Here is an 18,165-nt window from a genome sequence, read left to right as displayed (position 1 = left end):
GGCTACAACAATAACAACGAGTGTCGAGGTATTTGCCATGTATGCCATTATCGGTGCCGGCCCCATGGGGCTGTGTACAGCACGCCAGCTGCACAAGCACGGTATCGACTTCGTCGGTTTCGAACTGCATGCAGATGTCGGCGGCCTGTGGGACATCGATAACCCGCACAGCACCATGTACGACTCGGCGCACCTGATTTCCTCCAAGGGCACCACCCAGTTCACTGAATTCCCGATGCGCGCCGAGGTGGCTCCCTACCCGCATCACAGTGAAATGCGCCGCTATTTCCGCGATTACGCCGAGCACTTTGGCCTGTACGCCCATTACCAGTTCAATACCCGCGTGGTGAACGTCCAGCGCCTGGATAAAGGCTGGAAGCTGATCAGCGAGTGCGAGGGTGTACAACGCGAGTGGCTGTTCGACGGCGTGCTGATGGCCAATGGCACCCTGCACACGCCCAACAAGCCGGCACTGCCTGGCGAATTCACTGGCGAGCTGATGCACTCCAGCGACTACCGCTCGGCAGCGGTATTCGAGGGCAAGCGTGTGCTGGTGATCGGCTGCGGCAACTCGGCCTGCGACATTGCCGTGGATGCCGTGCACCGCGCCGCCTCGGTGGACCTGTCGGTACGCCGTGGCTACTACTTCCTGCCCAAATTCACCCTGGGCCGCCCCACCGACACCCTCGGCGGCGCCATCAAGCTGCCACGCCCACTCAAGCAGTTTTTCGACGGCCTGCTGGTGCGCGCGCTGGTCGGCAAGCCCTCGCAATACGGCCTGCCCGACCCGGATTACAAACTCTATGAGTCGCACCCGGTGATGAACTCCCTGGTGCTGCACTACCTGGGTCACGGCGATATCAAGGCGCGCCGTGATGTGGCCAAGGTGGATGCCCTGCAAGTCACCTTCAGCGATGGCGAACAGGCCGAGTACGACCTGATTCTGCAAGGCACCGGCTACAAGCTCGACTACCCCTTTATCGACCGCGCCCACCTCAACTGGCCCCAGACAGCCGGGGCGCCGCAGCTCTATCTCAACGTGTTCCACCCCGAGTACGACGACCTGTTCATGCTGGGCATGGTCGAGGCCTCGGGCCTCGGCTGGCAGGGGCGTGATGAACAGGCCGAACTGGTGGCGCTGTTTATCAAGAGCCTGCAGGCCGGAACAGCGGCTGCCAAGGCCCTGCAAAGGCTCAAGCGTGAACGGGCGAGCATTCGCCTGGACGGTGGCTACCACTACCTGCAACTGGAGCGCATGGCCTACTACGTGCACAAAGACAGCTATCGTCAGACTATCGCCCAGCACAGTGCGGCGTTACGCGCCGACCTGCCCAACCCGCCGGCCCCTTGCAGCCAGGCACGCGCAGCAGGAAATCTCTAATGGAAGCGGTGCATATCCAGTTCGATCCCAGCAGCCTGGTGCTGATCAATCTAATCGTCGCGGTGATGATTTTCGGGGTGTCCCTGGATCTGCGCGGCGAAGATTTCAAGCGTATCGCGCGCGCGCCCAAGGCCCCGGTCATCGGCCTGCTTGCCCAGTTTCTGCTCTTGCCGGCCCTGACCTGCCTGGCCTGCTGGGCGCTGCGCATCGACCCGCAACTGGCCCTCGGCATGACCCTGATCGCGGCCTGCCCGGGCGGCAGCTTCTCCAACATCATGACCTGGATGGCCCGCGGTAGCGTGGCCGTGTCCGTGAGCATGACAGCCGTATCCAGTGTGGCGGCCAGCGTGCTGACGCCGCTCAACTTCGGCCTGTACGCCTGGCTCAACCCCTACACCCGGCCGTTGCTGACTGAAATTGCCATGGACCCACTGAGCCTGCTGCTGATGGTGATTCTGGTACTCGGCGTGCCACTGGTGTTGGGCATGTTTATCGGGCGACGCTTTCCCGGCCTGTCACGCAAGGTGGAAAAGCCTCTGCGAGTGTTCGCCCTGGCGGTGATGCTGGGCTTCGTCGCCCTCGCCTTCGGCAGGAATTTCGACCAGTTCCTCAGCCACTTCAATCTGTTCTTCTGGCTGGTGGTGGCCCATAACGCGCTGGCACTGGGCACCGGCTACTACTGCGCGCGTCTCTCGGGCCTGCCGGATGCAGAACGCCGGGCGATCACCCTGGAAGTCGGCATTCAGAACTCGGCCCTGGGGCTGGTGATCATCTTCACCTTCTTCCCCCAGGTGACCGGCATGCTGCTGATCGCCGCGTTCTGGGGCACCTGGCATCTGGTGTCGGGCATGGCGCTGGCCTACTACTGGTCACGCCGCCCCCTGGCCGAATGCACACAGCCGACACAGCCCCTGGCAACACTCGGAGAAAAATAATGCGGACCGTCATCATTACCGGGGCTGCCAGCGGCCTCGGCTGGGAACTTGCGCGCGCCTACCACGCCCAGGGCTTTCATTTGCTGCTCACCGATATCAATGCCACCGGCCTGGCTGCGCGGATCCATGAGCTGGGGGCCGAGCGGGTAATCGGCCTGGCTGGCGATATCACCGACCCGCACCTGCACCAGCAATTACTGGACGCCTGCCGCGAACGCTTCGGCCGCCTCGACGTGCTGATCAACAACGCCGGCATCACCCACCGCTCGCCCACCCTGCACACCGATCCGGCCGTGTTTCGCAAGGTCATGGCCGTCGATTACCAGGCGCCCGTGGAGCTGACCCTGAGCGCCCTGCCCCTGCTACGCCAGAGCCGTGGCCAGGTCATCGCCATCGGTTCCATGGCCGGCTGGATGCCGGTGCTCGGGCGCGCCGGCTATTGCGCGGCGAAAAGCGCCCTCGGCCAGTTCTTCGAGGTGCTGCGCGCAGAAATCGCCCGCGACGGCATCAAGATGCTGCTGGTCTACCCCAGCTTTCTCGATACACCGATCGAACAGAACGCCCTCGGCGGCGACGGCAAGCAGGCGCAACACGGCCGCTCGACCGTTGGCCAGATACGCGGCGCCGACTGGATGGCCGGGCAGATTCTCCAGGCGCAGAATCAAGGTCGCGAACGCCTGTTCCCCGACCATGGCAGCTGGCTGGCCAGCCTGCTCTGGCGCGTCGCCCCCGGGTTCTACTACCGCAAGATGAGTACGCGCTTCGCCGGGGAGATGGGCTGATGGAGATTGTCTGGCTGGCCCTGGCCGGTTTTATCCTGCTGGCCTACACCCTGGAAGCCATCACCGGTTTCGGCAGCATCGTGATTGCCCTGTCGCTCGGTGCCCTGCTGCTGCCCATCGACCAGCTGCTGCCGGTGCTGGTGCCGCTGAACATCTGCATGACCGGCTACCTGGTCTGGCGGCATCGACAGATGATCGACCGCCGCCTGCTGCTGGGCATGATCCTGCCCGGCATGGTCGTCGGCACGCTGATCGGCTATGCCCTGCTGCCCTTCCTCGACGCCGCCCTGGCCAAGCGCCTGTTTGGCGCACTGGTGCTGTGGTTTGCCGCCCGCGAGCTGTGGCGCCTGCGTCATGCGGCCGTGCAGCCCGAGCGGCCCATGTGGCTTAGCCGCCTGCTTAGCCTGTGCGCGGGTATCAGTCACGGTCTGTTCGCCTCCGGCGGCCCGCTGCTGGTGTTCGCCCTGGCCGGTACGCAACTGGACAAGGCGCGCCTGCGCGCCACCCTGGTCACGGTGTGGTTCACCCTTAACAGCCTGCTGACCGTCGCCTTCCTGCTCGATGGCCGCCTGCTGCCCGCGCTGCCGCAAGTCGCCAGTTACGCACCCTTGCTGCTGATCGGCGTCTGGCTGGGTGAGCGCCTGCACCAGCGCTTCAACGAACAGCATTTCCGCATTGCCATCTACCTGTTGCTGCTGGTCACCGGCGGCCTGCTGCTTGCGCCCTGGAGTCTGCCATGAGCTTCGACATCATCATCAAGAATGGTCTGTATTTCGATGGAACAGGCGCCCCCGGTGCGCTGCGGCATATCGGTATCAAGGATGGACGTATCGATGTGCTCAGCCTCAGCCCCCTGGATGAAAGCGGCTGCCCCGAGGTGCTGGATGCCGCCGGCAAGTGGGTGACGCCAGGCTTTCTGGAAATCCACTCGCACTACGACGCCGAAGTGATCGCCGCACCCGCGTTGAAGGAATCGGTGCGCCACGGCGTCACCAGCGTGACCATCGGCTCCTGCTCGATCAGCATGGTGCTGGCCGATGCCGAGGATTGCTCCGACCTGTTCACCCGCGTCGAGGCGGTGCCGCGTGAATACGTGCTGCCGATCCTGAAGGAGAAGAAGACCTGGCGCGACGCCGCCGGCTACCGCGCCTTCTATGACCAGCAGCCGCTGGGGCCGAACGTCAGCTCCTTCCTCGGCCACTCCGAACTGCGCGTGGCGGTAATGGGCCTGGAACGCGCCACGAGCAAGATCAAACCGACAGAAGCCGAACTGGTGCGCATGGAACAGCTGCTGGAAGAGGCACTGGACGCCGGCTGCATCGGCCTGTCGGTGATGACCACCAAGCTGGACAAGATGGACGGCGACCGCGCCTGGTCCTGCCCGCTGCCCTCGACCTTTGCCAGCTGGAGCGAGTTCTCGCGCCTGTTTGCGGTGCTGCGCCGGCGTGGCGCGGTGCTCCAGGGCGCGCCGGATGCGGTAACCAAGGTCAATGTGTTCGCCTTCCTGTATCAGGCCCACGGCTGGTTTAGAAAACCGTTGAAGTGCTCGATGCTCACCGCCCTGGACCTGAAATCCCAGCCGCTGCTGCATTACTTCACCCGTCTCTCCGGCTGGCTGGCCAATCGTGTGCTGCGCGGCCACTTCCGCTGGCAGACCCTGCCGGCGCCGTTCACCCTGCGCCTGGAAGGGCTCAACGTGAACGCCTTCGAGGAGTTCGGCGCCGGCGAGATCCTGCGCAATATCAAGGACCCGGACGAGCTGTATGCCAAGGTGCTGGAGCCGGAGTTCCGCGCACTGTTCAAGAGGCAGGTCAAGGCCGTACTGACCAAGGGGCTGTGGCACCGCGACTTCTCCGATTGCTGGGTAACCGAATGCCCGGACGCCAGTCTGGTCGGCAAGAACTTCAAGCAGCTCGGCGCCGCCCGTGGCCTGGACCCGGTAGACGCCTACTTCGAGCTGGCCTGCCAGTACCGCGAGGCGCTGAAATGGACCACCTGCTACGGCAACCAGCGCGAGGCGGTGATGCACAAATTGCTCTCCAGCCCCTGGACCCAACCGGGCTTTGCCGACTCTGGCGCGCACCTGCGCTCCATCGCCCAGTACAACTTCCCGCTGCGTTTCCTTAAATACGTGCGTGATGCCGAACTGGCCGGCACGCCCTTTATGGACCTGGGCCACGCCATCCACCGCCTGACTGGTGAGCTGGCGGATTTTATCGGGGTGGATGCCGGCTACATCCGCGTGGGCGACCGCGCCGATGTGGTGATCGTCAACCCGCAAGGGCTGACCGATGAGCTGGACGCCATCGCCGAGGCGCCGATGGAAGTGCTCGGCCTGGAGCGGGTGGTCAAGCGCAATGACGCGGCGGTGGATGCCACCCTGATCAACGGCCGGATCGCCTACCGCCGGGGCAGCGAGTTCCCCAGCGAACTGGGTCAGCAGCAGGGTTTCGGTCGCTTTCTCGCGAGCCGCGACGTAACGCCACGCTGACAATGTAGCCGGTTCACGCTCTGTAGGAGCGGGCCGTGCCCGCGACACGCATCGCGGCCATGGGCCGCTCCTACAGGGAAACGGCATAGCTGATCATGCGTCATCATGCAGCAGCTCTATCGCGCCTATCGGCTTGAAGCGTCCGGCTTATCGGTTACCATGCCCGTCCGCCTGAATTGACTTAAGCCGAGAGCCGCAATGTCGCAACCCTGGAGCCCCGAGAGCTGGAGAGCCAAACCGATCCAGCAGCAGCCACAATACCCGGACGCCACCCACCTGGGTCGTGTCGAGCAGACCCTGGCCGGCTATCCGCCCCTGGTGTTTGCCGGGGAGGCCCGCGAATTGCGCCGCCAGTTTGCCGAGGTCACCCAGGGACGTGCCTTTTTGCTGCAGGGTGGCGATTGCGCCGAGAGCTTTGCCGAGTTCAGCGCGGCGAAAATCCGCGACACCTTCAAGGTGCTGCTGCAGATGGCCATCGTCATGACCTTCGCCGCCGGCTGCCCGGTGGTCAAGGTCGGGCGCATGGCCGGGCAGTTCGCCAAGCCGCGCTCGGCCAATGATGAAACCATCGACGGTGTGACCCTGCCCGCCTACCGCGGCGATATCGTCAACGGCATCGGCTTCGACGCCGCCAGCCGGGTGCCGGACCCGGAGCGCCTGCTGCAGGCCTACCACCAGTCCACCGCCTCGCTGAACCTGCTGCGCGCCTTTGCCCAGGGCGGTTTTGCCGACCTGCATCAGGTGCACCAGTGGAATCTGGACTTTATCGCCAACTCGGCCCTGGCCGAGAAGTACAGCCACCTGGCCGACCGCATTGATGAAACCCTGGCCTTTATGCGTGCCTGCGGCATGGACGGCTCCTCGCAAGTGCGCGAGACCAGCTTCTTCACCGCCCACGAGGCGCTGCTGCTGAACTACGAGCAGGCCTTCGTGCGCCGCGACAGCCTGACCGGCGGCGACTACGCCTGCTCGGCGCATATGCTGTGGATCGGCGACCGCACCCGCCAGCTGGACGGCGCCCATGTCGAGTTCCTGCGCGGCGTCGGCAACCCCATCGGGGTCAAGGTCGGCCCGAGCATGGACCCGGACGAGCTGATCCGCCTGATCGATATCCTCAACCCGGACAACGACCCAGGCCGCCTCAACCTGATCGTGCGCATGGGCGCGGACAAGGTCGAGCACCATATGCCGCGCCTGGTGCGCAAGGTGCAGGGCGAAGGCCGCCAGGTGCTGTGGAGCTCCGACCCCATGCACGGCAACACCATCAAGGCCTCCAGCGGCTACAAAACCCGGGATTTTGCGCAGATTCTGAGTGAGGTGAAGCAGTTCTTCGCCGTGCACCAGGCCGAGGGCAGCTACGCCGGCGGCATCCATATCGAGATGACCGGGCAGAACGTCACCGAATGCATCGGCGGCGCCCGCCCGGTCACGGAAGACAGCCTGTCGGACCGCTACCACACCCACTGCGACCCGCGGATGAATGCCGACCAGTCCCTGGAGCTGGCCTTTCTGATCGCCGAGACGCTTAAGCAGGTGCGCCGCTAAAATCGCGGACACCGGTTCGCGGGCAGGGCCCGCTCCTAGCAGCGAGATAGCGCGTAGGAGCGGGCCATGCCCGCGATCAATCCCTGATCCACTCAGGCAATCAGGCGTTCACGCAAACGCCCGAGCATCCCCAGCAAACTGCCGACCTTCTCCCGCTCGCGCTCATCGCGCGGGGGCTGGGCCAGGCGGGTCACCACCTGCGCCGGTTGCGCACGCCATAGCTGCACCTGTTCGGCGGCAGCCTGCAGGCCCTTGTCGAACAACCCGCGGCGGATCGGCTTGGGCAGGTAACGGAAGATCTGCGCTTCGTTGATCAGCTTGAGCAGCGCCTGGGTGTCACGGAACGGTGTCACCACCAGACTAAGCAGGCGCGGATGGGCCTGGGCCAGGCTTTTCAGCAAGGGCGTACAGTCTTCGCCGGCCAGCTGCAGGTCGCTGACCAACACATCCACCACCTGGCTGTTGAGCAGCGCTACCGCCTCACCCAGGCTGGCCGCGCGCAGCAAGCGATGGCCGCCAGCTACGCAGAACTCGGCCACCACCTCCAGGGTCTGGGGCTGGTCATCCAGCAGCAACAGGGTCAGCGGCGCCGGCTGCAGCATGGCCAGCGGCGCACTGGGCTGCGCCTGGCGTACGGCTATCTCGGCCGCCTGGCGCAGGGTAAAGGCCATTTCCTGCGGGTCCCAGGGTTTGCTCAGGTAGCGGAAGATGCCGCCGCTGTTGAGCGCATCCACCGCCGCATCCAGATCGGAATAGCCGGTGAGCAGGATGCGCAGAGTATCCGGGGCGATTTCCCGGGCCTGGGCCAGCAGCTCGGTACCGCTCATCTGCGGCATGCGCTGGTCGCTGACGATAATCTGCACGTTCTCGCTTTTCAGGCGCTCTAGCGCACGGCGCGGATCCGTCTCGGTGAGCACCTGATACTGGCGGCGGAACTGCATGGCCAGGCTGCGCAGGATGCGCTCCTCGTCATCGACAAACAGAATACGAATCGGCTCGCTCACTTCAGGCACTCCGTTGCAGTGGCAGCGCCTGCGGGCGCGGCAGGCGGATCAGAAAGCGCGTACCGCGCCCGGGTTCGGAGGCCACGCGGATCTGCCCGCCATGGTCCTGGATGATCTTGTAGCTGATCGACAGGCCCAGCCCGGTGCCCTGACCCACGGGCTTGGTGGTAAAGAAGGGGTCGAAGATGCGTGCCAACACCGCAGGCGGCATGCCGCGCCCGGAGTCCTGCAGGGAGATAAACACCGCCTCGGCCTCGGCCCAGGTCTTGATGTGGATCCGGCCGAAACCCTCGATGGCCTGTGCCGCGTTGTTCAGCAGGTTGAGCAGCACCTGGTTGATCTGCGACGGTGCACAGGGAATGCGCGGCAACTCGCCCAGTTGCAGCAGGGTTTCGGCCTTGTCCTTGATATTGTTGCGGGCAATCAACAGAGCACTGCGGATGCACTCGTTGAGATCGACCTCCTCGCTGATGGCGCGGTCCAGGCGAGCAAAGTCCTTCAGCCCCACCACCAGCTCGGCGATCTGCCCCAGGCCGTAGAAGGTGTCATCGAACAGCTGGGCGAGGTCTTCGGCCAGCAACTCCGGCGCCGCATCCTGACGGGCCTGTTCGGCGGTTTGCAGGGCCTGGGCCAGGCGCGCCTCGTCACACTGCGGATCATTCAGGCAGTCGGCCAGGGTGGCCTGGGCGGCGGCCAGGTCGAACAGCGGCGCGCTCAGTTCACGCAGCAACTGCAGGTTGTTCTGCACATAGCCCAAGGGGGTGTTCAGCTCGTGAGCCACACCGGCCACCATCTGCCCCAGGGAAGCCATCTTCTCCGACTGCACCAGCTGGGTCTGGGACTCCTTGAGCTCCACCAGGGCCTTGCGCAGCACCAAGTTGCGCTGGGCGATGCGCGCCTCCATGGCCTTGAGCAGATCCAGCACCGTGCCCAGGCCGCGGTAGTGGCCCCGGGCGTCGACCAGAATAAAGTCCTCGGTGATAGGGTATTGCAGCTGCGCGGTGATCTGCTTGGCCGCCTCTTCCAGGCTGGTGTCCAGGCTGACCGTCAGCGGCGCCGGGTTCATCACCTCCTCGACCGGATGGCGCCCGCGCAGGTCACGGCCAAAGCGCTGCATAAAGATATCCTGCAGGGCACTGCGGCTGACCAGGCCCACGGGCCTGCCACTGCCATCGACGATAGGCAGCGAGAGAAAGGCCTTGTGCTCAGGTGTCAGCAAGCGGTCGGCGACATCGGCGATGCTGATCCCCGGAAGCAAGGGTGCGACTGGCCGTAATAGCCGTTCCAGAGCGCTGGCGCTGGTCATGGGTCAATCCCTTTGGTTGCAAAGCCGCCATTCAAGCAGCGCCAGATTGCCAGCGTGTTACAGGGCCGCAGTGGATTCCTTCAGCAGCCGACACGGCGTATGGTGAACAAGTTAATCACCCGGGATCGCCCATGTTCAGAACCCTGCTCGGCGCCACCCTGCTGAGCCTGCTGTTGAGCGGCTGTGTGCACCCGCCCGCGCCCAGTACAGCCTGCACCACACTGTTCGCGCAGCTGCACAGGACCAGTGCCGCGGTCAGCGATGCCCAGTATCACCAGCTGCCTGGCTTTGCTGGCCTGCGCAGCGAGCGCAGCCTGGCATTGCTCGGCCACAGCGCCGCCAGCCCCGAACAACGCCGCCTGTGGCTGCAACGCCTGGCCGACCTGGACCAACAGGCCAGCCACATCGAAATTGCCCAGTTGCCCACCGTGCAGCGCCAACACTGGCGCCAGCCAGCCCAGCAGAGTGCCCTGGACAACTGCCGCGCAGCCCAGATTGACGCACTGCTGGCCAAACCGGCCGCCTTCACCCGGGCGCTGCAAGCGGCTCAGGTGCCGGACGACTACCTCGGCTGGGCCAGGGTGCTAGGTCTGTATCCCTTGTTCAAACGCGCCTACCGCCGCGGTATCGACGCCTGGCAACAGCAGGCGGCCCAGACCCAAGCGCCGCTGGACAGCCCACAATGGCTGGGCTATCAACCCATCGCCCAGCCTGCTGCCAAAGCCCCGGCACCTCTGCCAACCGACAGCCTGGGCCTGCCCCAGGCTGATGCCGAACAGCTGCAGGCGCTCTTTGCCCGCCATGCGCCCTGGCTGAAAGTGGCTCAGAGCAGCCGTCATGACCGAATCGGCAGCCCCTATTACCGTGCAGATGGCGAGCGCGACCTGCAAACCGTGCAGCCACGGCTTTACCAGCACAGCAGCTGGAGCCGGATCGATGGCCGCTGGCACCTGCAACTGGTCTATCAGCTGTGGTTTAGCCAGCGGCCGAAGCAACAGCCCCTGGACCTGTTCGGCGGTGAACTGGACGGCCTGCTCTGGCGCGTGACCCTGGATGAGCAGGGCAACGCCCTGCTCTACGACAGCATCCACCCTTGCGGCTGCTGGCATGGCCTCTACCTGCCGGCAGACTCGCCCTGGCAATTTGCACAACCAGCAGATGAGGAAGCACGCCAGGCCAGACGCCTGGCATTTGGCGGCGATCAGGCGGCCACCCTGTGGCTCGACGCCCAGAACCATCAGCTGCAGTGGGTCGATAGCCGCCGCTCGACCTATCCGGCCACGGTCTATCAGCGTGCGACGCTGGATCAGCTGCGTCAGTTGCCCCATCCGCAAGGACAGCGCAGCCTCTATGCGGCCCACGGCCTGGTACCCGCTACCGAGCGCCTGGAGCGCTTGCTGCTCTGGCCTTCCGGGGTGCGCTCGCCCGGTGCCATGCGCCAGTGGGGTCGACATGCCACAGCCTTTATCGGCCGCGCCCACTTCGATGATCCGCAATTGCTGGATCGCTATATCCAGGCGCCCTGATAAGCTGGCACAACTTCATGCAAGGAGAATGCAATGCCCTGGTATATCTGGTTGCTGATCGTGCTGGTGCTGGGCTCCATCGTCAGCGGGCTGGTGATGCTGCTGCGCACCGCCAACGACAACCCACTGACCCCTGAGCAGCTGGAAAAAGTACGCCAGCGCCAGCTCGAACTGGATGCTCAGGATAGGCGCGAGGAAAAGGAACGGGGTTAAGGCGTGCTGTATGCCGCCTTGCTGAGCGGCAGCGGCGTCAGTTCGATCTGATAGGGGGTAAAGATGCGGGCCAGGTCGCCCCGCTCCCGCACCTTGTCATAGATAAGGGCAAACTGCTCGGCCTGGATCGGGCTATCCGGCCGCAGCAGCAGCTGGTGACGATAGCGCTGATCCACACGCTCGGACACCAGCAACTGTCCCTGATAGTCAGGATAGCGACGCAAAAAATCGCGGATATAGGAGCGTGTGACCAGGGCGATATCGGCGCGATCATTCAACGCCATCAACAGATTGCCATCGTGGCTATGGCTCAGGCTGGCATTGAAGGTACTGGCCAGATAAGCCGGGTCGGAATTGAAATCGGCGAAAGCGTAGTGAAAGCCATGAAACAGGGCCAGGCGCTTGTCCTTGAGATCGTCGAAATAGTCCTGGTCACGTCCCGGTACGGCACGGGCGACAAACACCTCGGCATCCTCCAGGCCCATATCCCAGGCGGTGTGGGCAATATTGCGCCAACCCCAGGACGGATTCTCGAACACCGCCAGATCCAGACGCCCCTTCTGCAGATCAGTAAACCGACGATTGAGGGACGTGGGCACCAACACAAAATGGTAGTCCTCTTGCACCCCGTTCAGCGCTTCGACCAGCTGGGCCAGCAGGCCCGGCATCTGCGCCGTCTCATGCTTGAAGACATAGGGCGGGAACTCAACCTGAGCCACCCGCACCTCCTGCTGTGCCAGCAGACTGCCGCTGCTCAGCAGCAGGCTCAGCAGGCACAGGCGCAGCACCACGCGAAAGTCATGCATCAGTACAACATCCCTATTCACTCAATTCGGCAGGCGGTGGGCTCAGGTAGTAGCGGGCAAACAGCTTGTCCAGCAGCCCCTGATCCTTGAGTTGCTCCAGCAGCCCGACAAACACCTCTGGGGCAATGGCGGACTGCTGACTGAACAATGCCTGATGGCGGTAGATCTGATCAACCCGTTCTGACACGAGAAAAGCCCTGGCCTGCGCCGGATGACGCTGCAGGTACATATTCAGATAGGAGCGGGTGATCACCGCAATTTCCGCGCGCTGACGCAGGATCATGCTCAGGTTGCTGTCATGGGAATAGGTCAGCAGCGCATCGAACTCGCGGGCCAGAAACTGCGGGTCGGCATTGAAACCGGCAAAACCGTAGTGGTAGCCGCTGTACAGAGCCAGGCGCTTGCCCTGCAGGCTGTCGAAGTAGCCCTGGTCACGACCCGGCGCATTGAGGGCCACATAGACCTCGGCGTCTTCGATATGCAGATCCGTGGCCACATGGGGCGTGTCCTGCCAGCCCCAGCCGGGGGACTCGAAGAGAATCAGGTCATAGCGCCCACTCTGCAGATCGCGATAACGGCGCTTGGTGGAAGTGGGGACCAGACTGAAACGATACTGATCCTGGGCCTGATTCAGTATCACCAGCAATTCGGCCACCAGTCCGACGGCCTCAGCCTGCTCAGGTTTTATCGCGTAGGGGGGAAAATGGTAGGCACCTATACGCACCTCCTGCGCTGCGAATGCAGAGGGCAGCAACAGCGACAGTGCCAACAGGGTGGATAAACAGACTAGGCGCACAGGGCATACCCGTTATCGTGGAGCCGGTGATGATAAACCCCTTCAACGACAGCGACACTCCCTTGACGCCAAAACGCTAGCAAAATGCCACCCGAGTTTAGCCCAGTTTCCCAAGGCCTGTTCAATCTCGCATACAGCCACCCAGCCACTAATCAGCGCAGGCTGCCCGCTCAGCTTTCCTTGACCACCAACGACAGCGCCTCCTCGGCCAGCTGATCCAGGGTCATGGGCCCTTCCGGACGGAACCAGGTGGTGGTCCAGCTCAGCGCACCGGTCAGCAGACGGCGCAGAATAAAAGGGTCAGCCCTGAAATAGCCGGCCGCCTTGGCTTCGCCCAGCACCTGCAGCCAGAGCTGCTCATAGGTGTCGCGCAAATCGAGAATAAAGGCCTGGCCCTCCTCCGACAGCGAGCGCCATTCATAGACCAGCACCGCCATGGCCTCGCCGGTGCCGCCCATGATCGACTGCAACTCACAGCGGATCAGCGCCAGCACGCGCCCGCGCAGATCGCTGGCCTCGGCCAGCGCAGCATGCATCAGCGCGGTGTTGTAGCGAATGGTTTCCTCCATCACCGAACGCAGGATCTCGTCCTTGCTCTTGAAGTGATGAAAGATGCTGCCGGACTGAATGCCCACGGCGCTGGCCAGGTCGCGCACCGTGGTGCGCTCGTAGCCCTTGCTGCGGAAAAGGTGTGCTGCGGTTTGCAGCAGCTTGCCGCGCGCACTGTCCGGGTCGGTGATCTGCCCACTGGCCACCAGCTCCCGCATCACCGCCTGCGCTTGTTGATCATCCACGCTAAATGTTCTCCAGCTTTTATTGTCTTGCCCTCAACGCCCTACGCGCTTGAGCCAAGTACTTGTCGTTATTAGTGAAATTTATGCCGCCCAGGCCAACCAAGCAAGCGCTCGGCCACACTTTCGGTTAGAAAGATCAACGCCGGGGCTTTTCAACCAAGCGCTTGCTTGGTAGCCTTCAAGGCACCTTATTTATGTGTTGCGGATAATTCCAATGACCAAGACCGTACGCATCGGCTGCGCATCCGCCTTCTGGGGCGATACCAGCACCGCCGCCGCCCAGCTGGTAAAGGGCACCGAACTGGATTACCTGGTATTCGACTACCTGGCCGAAGTGACCATGTCGATCATGGCTGGCGCGCGAATGAAAAAGCCGGATGAAGGCTATGCCCGCGATTTCGTTGAAGTGCTGACGCCCCTGCTGGGCGAGATCGCCAGCAAAAACATCCGCGTGATCAGCAACGCCGGCGGGGTCAACCCAAGCGCCTGCGCCGCCGCCCTGGCCGCTGCCTGTGAGCACGCTGGAGTCGACTTGAAGATTGCCGTGCTGCATGGCGACAACCTGCAGCCCAAGCTCGGTGAGCTGGCCAAGGCCGGCACCGTGGAAATGTTCACGGGCGCGCCGCTGCCGCCCTTCTGCGTGTCGGTCAACGCCTACCTGGGTGCGCCGGGCATCGTCGAAGCCTTGAAGCTCGGTGCGGATATCGTCATCACCGGCCGCGTGGTCGACAGCGCCGTGGTCAGCGCCGCCCTGGTGCATGAATTCGGCTGGAGCTGGAGCGACTACGACCAGTTGGCCCAGGCCGCGCTGGCCGGGCATATCATCGAATGCGGCGCGCAGTGCACCGGCGGCAACTTCACTGACTGGGAAAGCGTGCCGGATTTTGAGCATATCGGCTTCCCGGTGGTGGAAGTGGCGGCCGACGGCAGCTTTGTCGTGACCAAGCCGGAGGGTTCCGGCGGCTTGGTTACGCCTTTTACCGTGGGCGAACAGATGCTCTATGAAATCGGCGATCCACGGGCCTATTACCTGCCCGATGTGCTCTGCGATTTCACCCAGGTGCAACTGAGCCAGGTCGGCGACAACAGGGTGGAACTCAAAGGCGCACGGGGCCTGCCGCCCACCGATCAGTACAAGGTCAGCGCCACCTACCCGGACGGTTTCCGCTGCACCGCCAGCTGCCTGATGGCGGGTGTTGATGCGGTGAAAAAAGCCCAGCGTGTTAGCCAGGCAATCATCAACAAGACCGAGGAAATGTTCGCCGAGCGCGGCTGGGGGTCTTACAAGGAAGTCAGCATCGAGCTGCTCGGCTCCGAAGCCACCTATGGCCCCCATGGCCAGCGCAGCGACAGCCGCGAGATCGTGATCAAAATCGCCGTGCGCCATGCGAAGAAGGAAGCCTTGATTTTGTTCTCCCGCGAGATCGCCCAGGCAGCCACCGGTATGGCACCGGGGCTGACCGGCATCGTCGGCGGCCGCCCGACCGTCTACCCGGTGATCCGTCTTTTCAGTTTCCTTACCGACAAATCCGCCTGCCAGTTGCAGGTGGAGATCGACGGCGAACGTACCCCGGTCGCACTGCCGCAGATCGCTGTACTGGACAGTACGCAGATCGCCACCGATATCGCCGCCCCGCTACCCAGCGGCCAGGCCGACACCCGCGTGCCACTGATCAAGCTGGCCGTTGCGCGCTCCGGCGACAAGGGTAATCACAGCAATATCGGTGTAATGGCCAGAAAGCCCGAGTACCTGGCCTGGATCGCCGCTGCGCTCACAGAAGGCGCCGTGGCCGAATGGATGCAGCACACGCTCGATGCACAAACCGGCAAGGTCAGCCGCTGGTATCTACCCGGCAGTCATAGCCTGAATTTTTTGCTGGAGAACGCCCTGGGTGGTGGTGGCGTCGCCTCCCTGCGTATCGACCCGCAGGGCAAGGCCTTCGCCCAACAGCTGCTGGAATTCCCGATACCGGTGCCTCGGACACTGGCCGAGACTTTGTAGGGTGGATGACGCTTCACCCATCCACCAGCTCTTGGTGGACAACGCTTCGCGGTTGTCCACCCTACGACTAGGACGATAACAACAATGCCATACGACTCAGTCTTTAAACCCGGCCTGTTTAGCGACCAGACCATCATGGTCACCGGCGGCGGCAGCGGTATCGGCCGTTGCACCGCCCATGAGCTGGCCAACCTGGGTGCCCATGTGGTGCTGGTGGGGCGCAAGCTGGAAAAGCTCGAAGCCACCTGCGGCGAGATTATTGAAGACGGCGGCAGCGCCAGCTTTCAGGTCTGCGATATCCGTGATGAAGAGGCGGTCAAGGCTATGGTCAAAGCCGTGGTCGCCGAGCACGGACAGATCCATCATCTGGTTAACAACGCCGGCGGTCAGTTCCCCGCGCCGCTGATTGGCATCAACCAGAAAGGCTTCGAGACCGTCGTGCGCACCAACCTGGTCGGCGGCTTTCTGATCGCCAAGGAAGTCTTCCTGCAGAGCATGAGCAAACATGGCGGCTCAATCGTCAATATGCTCGCCGATATGTGGGGCGGCATGCCCGGTATGGGCCACTCCGGTGCGGCGCGCGCCGGCATGGAGAACTTCACCAAGACCGCCGCCTACGAATGGGGCCATGCCGGGGTGCGGGTCAACGCCGTAGCACCGGGCTGGATCGCCTCCAGCGGCATGGACACCTACCCCGAATCGATGAAGACCATGATCCGCTCGCTCAAGGATCAAGTGCCGCTGCAACGCATCGGCAGCGAGTCCGAGGTGGCCGCCGCCATCGTCTTTCTGCTCAGCCCCGGCGCCAACTTTATCAGCGGCAATACCATCCGCATCGACGGCGCCGCCAGCCAGGGCACCCGCGCCTGGACCCTGGGCAAGGCGAAAAACAGCCACAGCTATAACGGCTTCCACCGGGCCTATCTGCCCGATGTGCTGAAAGATCAGGAGTAAGACCCATGCCGGTTATCCAATCCGAGATCGACGTGCATGGCGAAGACTTCGCCAACAACCGCGACGCCATGCTGGCGGCCGTGGCCAGCTTTCGCCAGATCGAACAGAACTGCCTGAACAAGGCGCTTGATGCCAAAGCCAAGTTCGAAAAGCGCAGCCAGCTGCTACCCCGTGAACGCCTGAATCTGCTGCTCGACCCTGGCGCGCCCTTTCTCGAACTCTGCTCCCTGGCCGGCTACAAGCTGCACGACGACAAGGATGGCACCCAGGCCGGCGGCGGGATTATTTCCGGTATCGGCTATATCGCCGGGGTGCGCTGCCTGGTCACCGCCAGCAACAGTGCGATCAAGGGCGGCACCATCTCCCCCACCGGGTTGAAGAAAACCCTGCGCCTGCAGCAGATCGCCTTCGAGAACAAACTGCCGGTGGTGGCGCTGACCGAAAGTGGCGGTGCCAACCTTAACTACGCGGCGGATATTTTTGTGGAAGGCGCGCGCGGCTTTGCCAACCAGGCACGTATGTCGGCCATGGGCTTGCCGCAGATCACCGTGGTGCACGGTTCCAGCACCGCGGGCGGGGCTTACCAGCCAGGGCTGTCGGACTATGTGGTGGTGGTGCGCGGCAAGGCCAAGATGTTTCTCGCAGGCCCACCCTTGCTGAAAGCCGCCACCGGCGAGATCGCCACCGATGAGCAACTGGGTGGCGCCGAGATGCACGCCCAGGTCGCCGGCACCGCCGAATACCTGGCCGAGAATGACGCCGACGGAGTGCGTATGGCACGGGAAATTCTTGCCATGCTGCCGTGGAATGCCCAACTGCCGGCGCGGCCGGCCAAGGTCTACCGTGAGCCGCTGTACCCTGCTGAAGAGTTACTGGGTCTGGTACCGGCCGATGCCAAAAAGCCCTACGACGTGCGCGAAATCATCGCCCGTATCGCCGATGGTTCAGAGTTTCTCGATTTCAAGAACGAGTTCGACAACCAGACCGTCTGCGGCCACTTGCAGATCGAAGGCCAGAGCTGCGGCTTTATCGGCAACAACGGCCCGATCACCCCGCAGGGTGCGGCCAAGGCGGCGCAATTTATCCAGCTGTGCGAGCAGAGCAATACGCCGATCTTGTTCTTCCACAACACCACCGGCTTTATGGTCGGCACCGAGTCGGAACAGCTCGGGGTGATCAAGCACGGCTCGAAGATGATCCAGGCCGTGGCCAACGCCACGGTGCCGAAACTGACCATAGTCGTTGGCGGTTCCTACGGCGCCGGCAACTACGCCATGTGCGGCCGGGGCCTGGACCCGCGCTTTATCTTCGCCTGGCCCAACAGTAAAACCGCCGTTATGGGCGGCGCCCAGGCCGGCAAGGTGCTGCGCATCGTCACCGAGGAAAAACACCTGAAGGAAGGCAAGGAAGCCGACCCGAAGATGCTCGACATGCTTGAGCAAGTCACTGCGCAAAAACTCGACAGCCAGTCTACCGCGCTCTACGGCACCGCTAGCCTGTGGGACGACGGCCTGATCGACCCCCGCGATACGCGCAAGCTGCTTGGCTACCTGCTGGATATCTGTGCCGAAGCCGCTGTTCGCCCGCTTAAAACCACCACTTTCGGCGTAGCCCGCCTGTAACCCTTCGG

Annotated in this window: 16 protein-coding genes; 11 read left to right on the top strand and 5 right to left on the bottom strand. The window is 63.4% G+C overall.

Annotated elements, in window-relative coordinates; genetic code table 11:
• Window positions 1-37: 37 nt before the first annotated feature.
• The 6 genes from GJV18_RS17405 to GJV18_RS17380 all read left to right on the top strand — a co-directional run bounded on the left by GJV18_RS17405 (window position 38) and on the right by GJV18_RS17380 (window position 7,134).
• Entirely contained in the window at window positions 38-1,381 is a 1,344-nt protein-coding gene (locus tag GJV18_RS17405) for a flavin-containing monooxygenase (protein ID WP_160347755.1), read from the top strand.
• Window positions 1,381-2,316: a bile acid:sodium symporter family protein gene (locus GJV18_RS17400; protein WP_160347754.1), complete on the top strand. Its 936-nt coding sequence runs from the start codon at window positions 1,381-1,383 to the stop codon at window positions 2,314-2,316. Before GJV18_RS17405 ends, GJV18_RS17400 begins: the two co-directional genes overlap by 1 nt.
• Window positions 2,316-3,098: an SDR family NAD(P)-dependent oxidoreductase gene (locus GJV18_RS17395; protein ID WP_160347753.1), complete on the top strand. Its 783-nt coding sequence runs from the start codon at window positions 2,316-2,318 to the stop codon at window positions 3,096-3,098. Before GJV18_RS17400 ends, GJV18_RS17395 begins: the two co-directional genes overlap by 1 nt.
• On the top strand, window positions 3,098-3,838 hold the full coding sequence (locus GJV18_RS17390; RefSeq protein WP_160347752.1) for a sulfite exporter TauE/SafE family protein: 741 nt from the start codon (window positions 3,098-3,100) through the stop codon (window positions 3,836-3,838). Before GJV18_RS17395 ends, GJV18_RS17390 begins: the two co-directional genes overlap by 1 nt.
• Entirely contained in the window at window positions 3,835-5,589 is a 1,755-nt protein-coding gene (locus tag GJV18_RS17385) for an N-acyl-D-amino-acid deacylase family protein (RefSeq protein WP_160347751.1), read from the top strand. Before GJV18_RS17390 ends, GJV18_RS17385 begins: the two co-directional genes overlap by 4 nt.
• A 198-nt stretch (window positions 5,590-5,787) precedes the next feature.
• Window positions 5,788-7,134: a class II 3-deoxy-7-phosphoheptulonate synthase gene (locus GJV18_RS17380; protein ID WP_160347750.1), complete on the top strand. Its 1,347-nt coding sequence runs from the start codon at window positions 5,788-5,790 to the stop codon at window positions 7,132-7,134.
• 92 nt (window positions 7,135-7,226) lie between these two features.
• On the opposite strand, the gene GJV18_RS17375 is transcribed toward GJV18_RS17380, so the two are convergent.
• Window positions 7,227-8,138: a response regulator gene (locus GJV18_RS17375; protein WP_160347749.1), complete on the bottom strand. Its 912-nt coding sequence runs from the start codon at window positions 8,136-8,138 to the stop codon at window positions 7,227-7,229.
• A gap of 1 nt (window position 8,139) precedes the next feature.
• Window positions 8,140-9,444: an ATP-binding protein gene (locus GJV18_RS17370; RefSeq protein ID WP_160347748.1), complete on the bottom strand. Its 1,305-nt coding sequence runs from the start codon at window positions 9,442-9,444 to the stop codon at window positions 8,140-8,142.
• A 131-nt stretch (window positions 9,445-9,575) separates the two neighbouring features.
• Here GJV18_RS17370 and GJV18_RS17365 point away from each other — a divergent pair, with 131 nt between their 5' ends.
• Window positions 9,576-10,970, top strand: a complete 1,395-nt coding sequence (locus tag GJV18_RS17365; RefSeq protein ID WP_160347747.1) for a hypothetical protein — start codon at window positions 9,576-9,578, stop codon at window positions 10,968-10,970.
• A gap of 33 nt (window positions 10,971-11,003) precedes the next feature.
• Window positions 11,004-11,183, top strand: coding sequence for a DUF2897 family protein (locus GJV18_RS17360; protein ID WP_160347746.1), 180 nt, complete (start codon window positions 11,004-11,006; stop codon window positions 11,181-11,183).
• Here GJV18_RS17360 and GJV18_RS17355 read toward each other — a convergent pair.
• The 3 genes from GJV18_RS17355 to GJV18_RS17345 form a co-directional block, all read right to left on the bottom strand.
• A complete protein-coding gene (locus tag GJV18_RS17355) occupies window positions 11,180-11,989 on the bottom strand; it encodes a substrate-binding domain-containing protein (RefSeq protein WP_160347745.1) in 810 nt (269 codons plus the stop codon). The two genes, GJV18_RS17360 and GJV18_RS17355, sit on opposite strands and share 4 nt — an antisense overlap.
• A 13-nt stretch (window positions 11,990-12,002) precedes the next feature.
• Window positions 12,003-12,629 (bottom strand): amino acid ABC transporter substrate-binding protein, encoded by a 627-nt coding sequence (locus GJV18_RS17350; protein ID WP_325065266.1) that lies wholly within the window; start codon window positions 12,627-12,629, stop codon window positions 12,003-12,005.
• 326 nt (window positions 12,630-12,955) lie between these two features.
• Window positions 12,956-13,579, bottom strand: coding sequence for a TetR/AcrR family transcriptional regulator (locus GJV18_RS17345; protein ID WP_325065264.1), 624 nt, complete (start codon window positions 13,577-13,579; stop codon window positions 12,956-12,958).
• A 214-nt stretch (window positions 13,580-13,793) separates the two neighbouring features.
• On the opposite strand from GJV18_RS17345, the gene GJV18_RS17340 reads away from it, so the two are divergent.
• From GJV18_RS17340 to atuC, 3 genes are all read left to right on the top strand, one after another.
• The gene (locus GJV18_RS17340) at window positions 13,794-15,581 is read left to right on the top strand and encodes an acyclic terpene utilization AtuA family protein (RefSeq protein ID WP_160347744.1); all 1,788 of its coding nucleotides are present in this window, start codon (window positions 13,794-13,796) and stop codon (window positions 15,579-15,581) included.
• Between the two features lie 84 nt (window positions 15,582-15,665).
• A complete protein-coding gene (locus GJV18_RS17335; protein WP_160347743.1) occupies window positions 15,666-16,535 on the top strand; it encodes an SDR family oxidoreductase in 870 nt (289 codons plus the stop codon).
• A gap of 5 nt (window positions 16,536-16,540) precedes the next feature.
• Window positions 16,541-18,157, top strand: a complete 1,617-nt coding sequence (atuC, locus tag GJV18_RS17330) for a geranyl-CoA carboxylase subunit beta (protein ID WP_160347742.1) — start codon at window positions 16,541-16,543, stop codon at window positions 18,155-18,157.
• Window positions 18,158-18,165: the final 8 nt, after the last annotated feature.

Source organism: Pseudomonas xionganensis (assembly GCF_009763245.1).
GTDB classification, from domain to species: domain Bacteria; phylum Pseudomonadota; class Gammaproteobacteria; order Pseudomonadales; family Pseudomonadaceae; genus Aquipseudomonas; species Aquipseudomonas xionganensis.
Note: the sequence above shows the minus strand (reverse complement) of the source record. Positions and strands in the feature narration are given on the sequence as shown.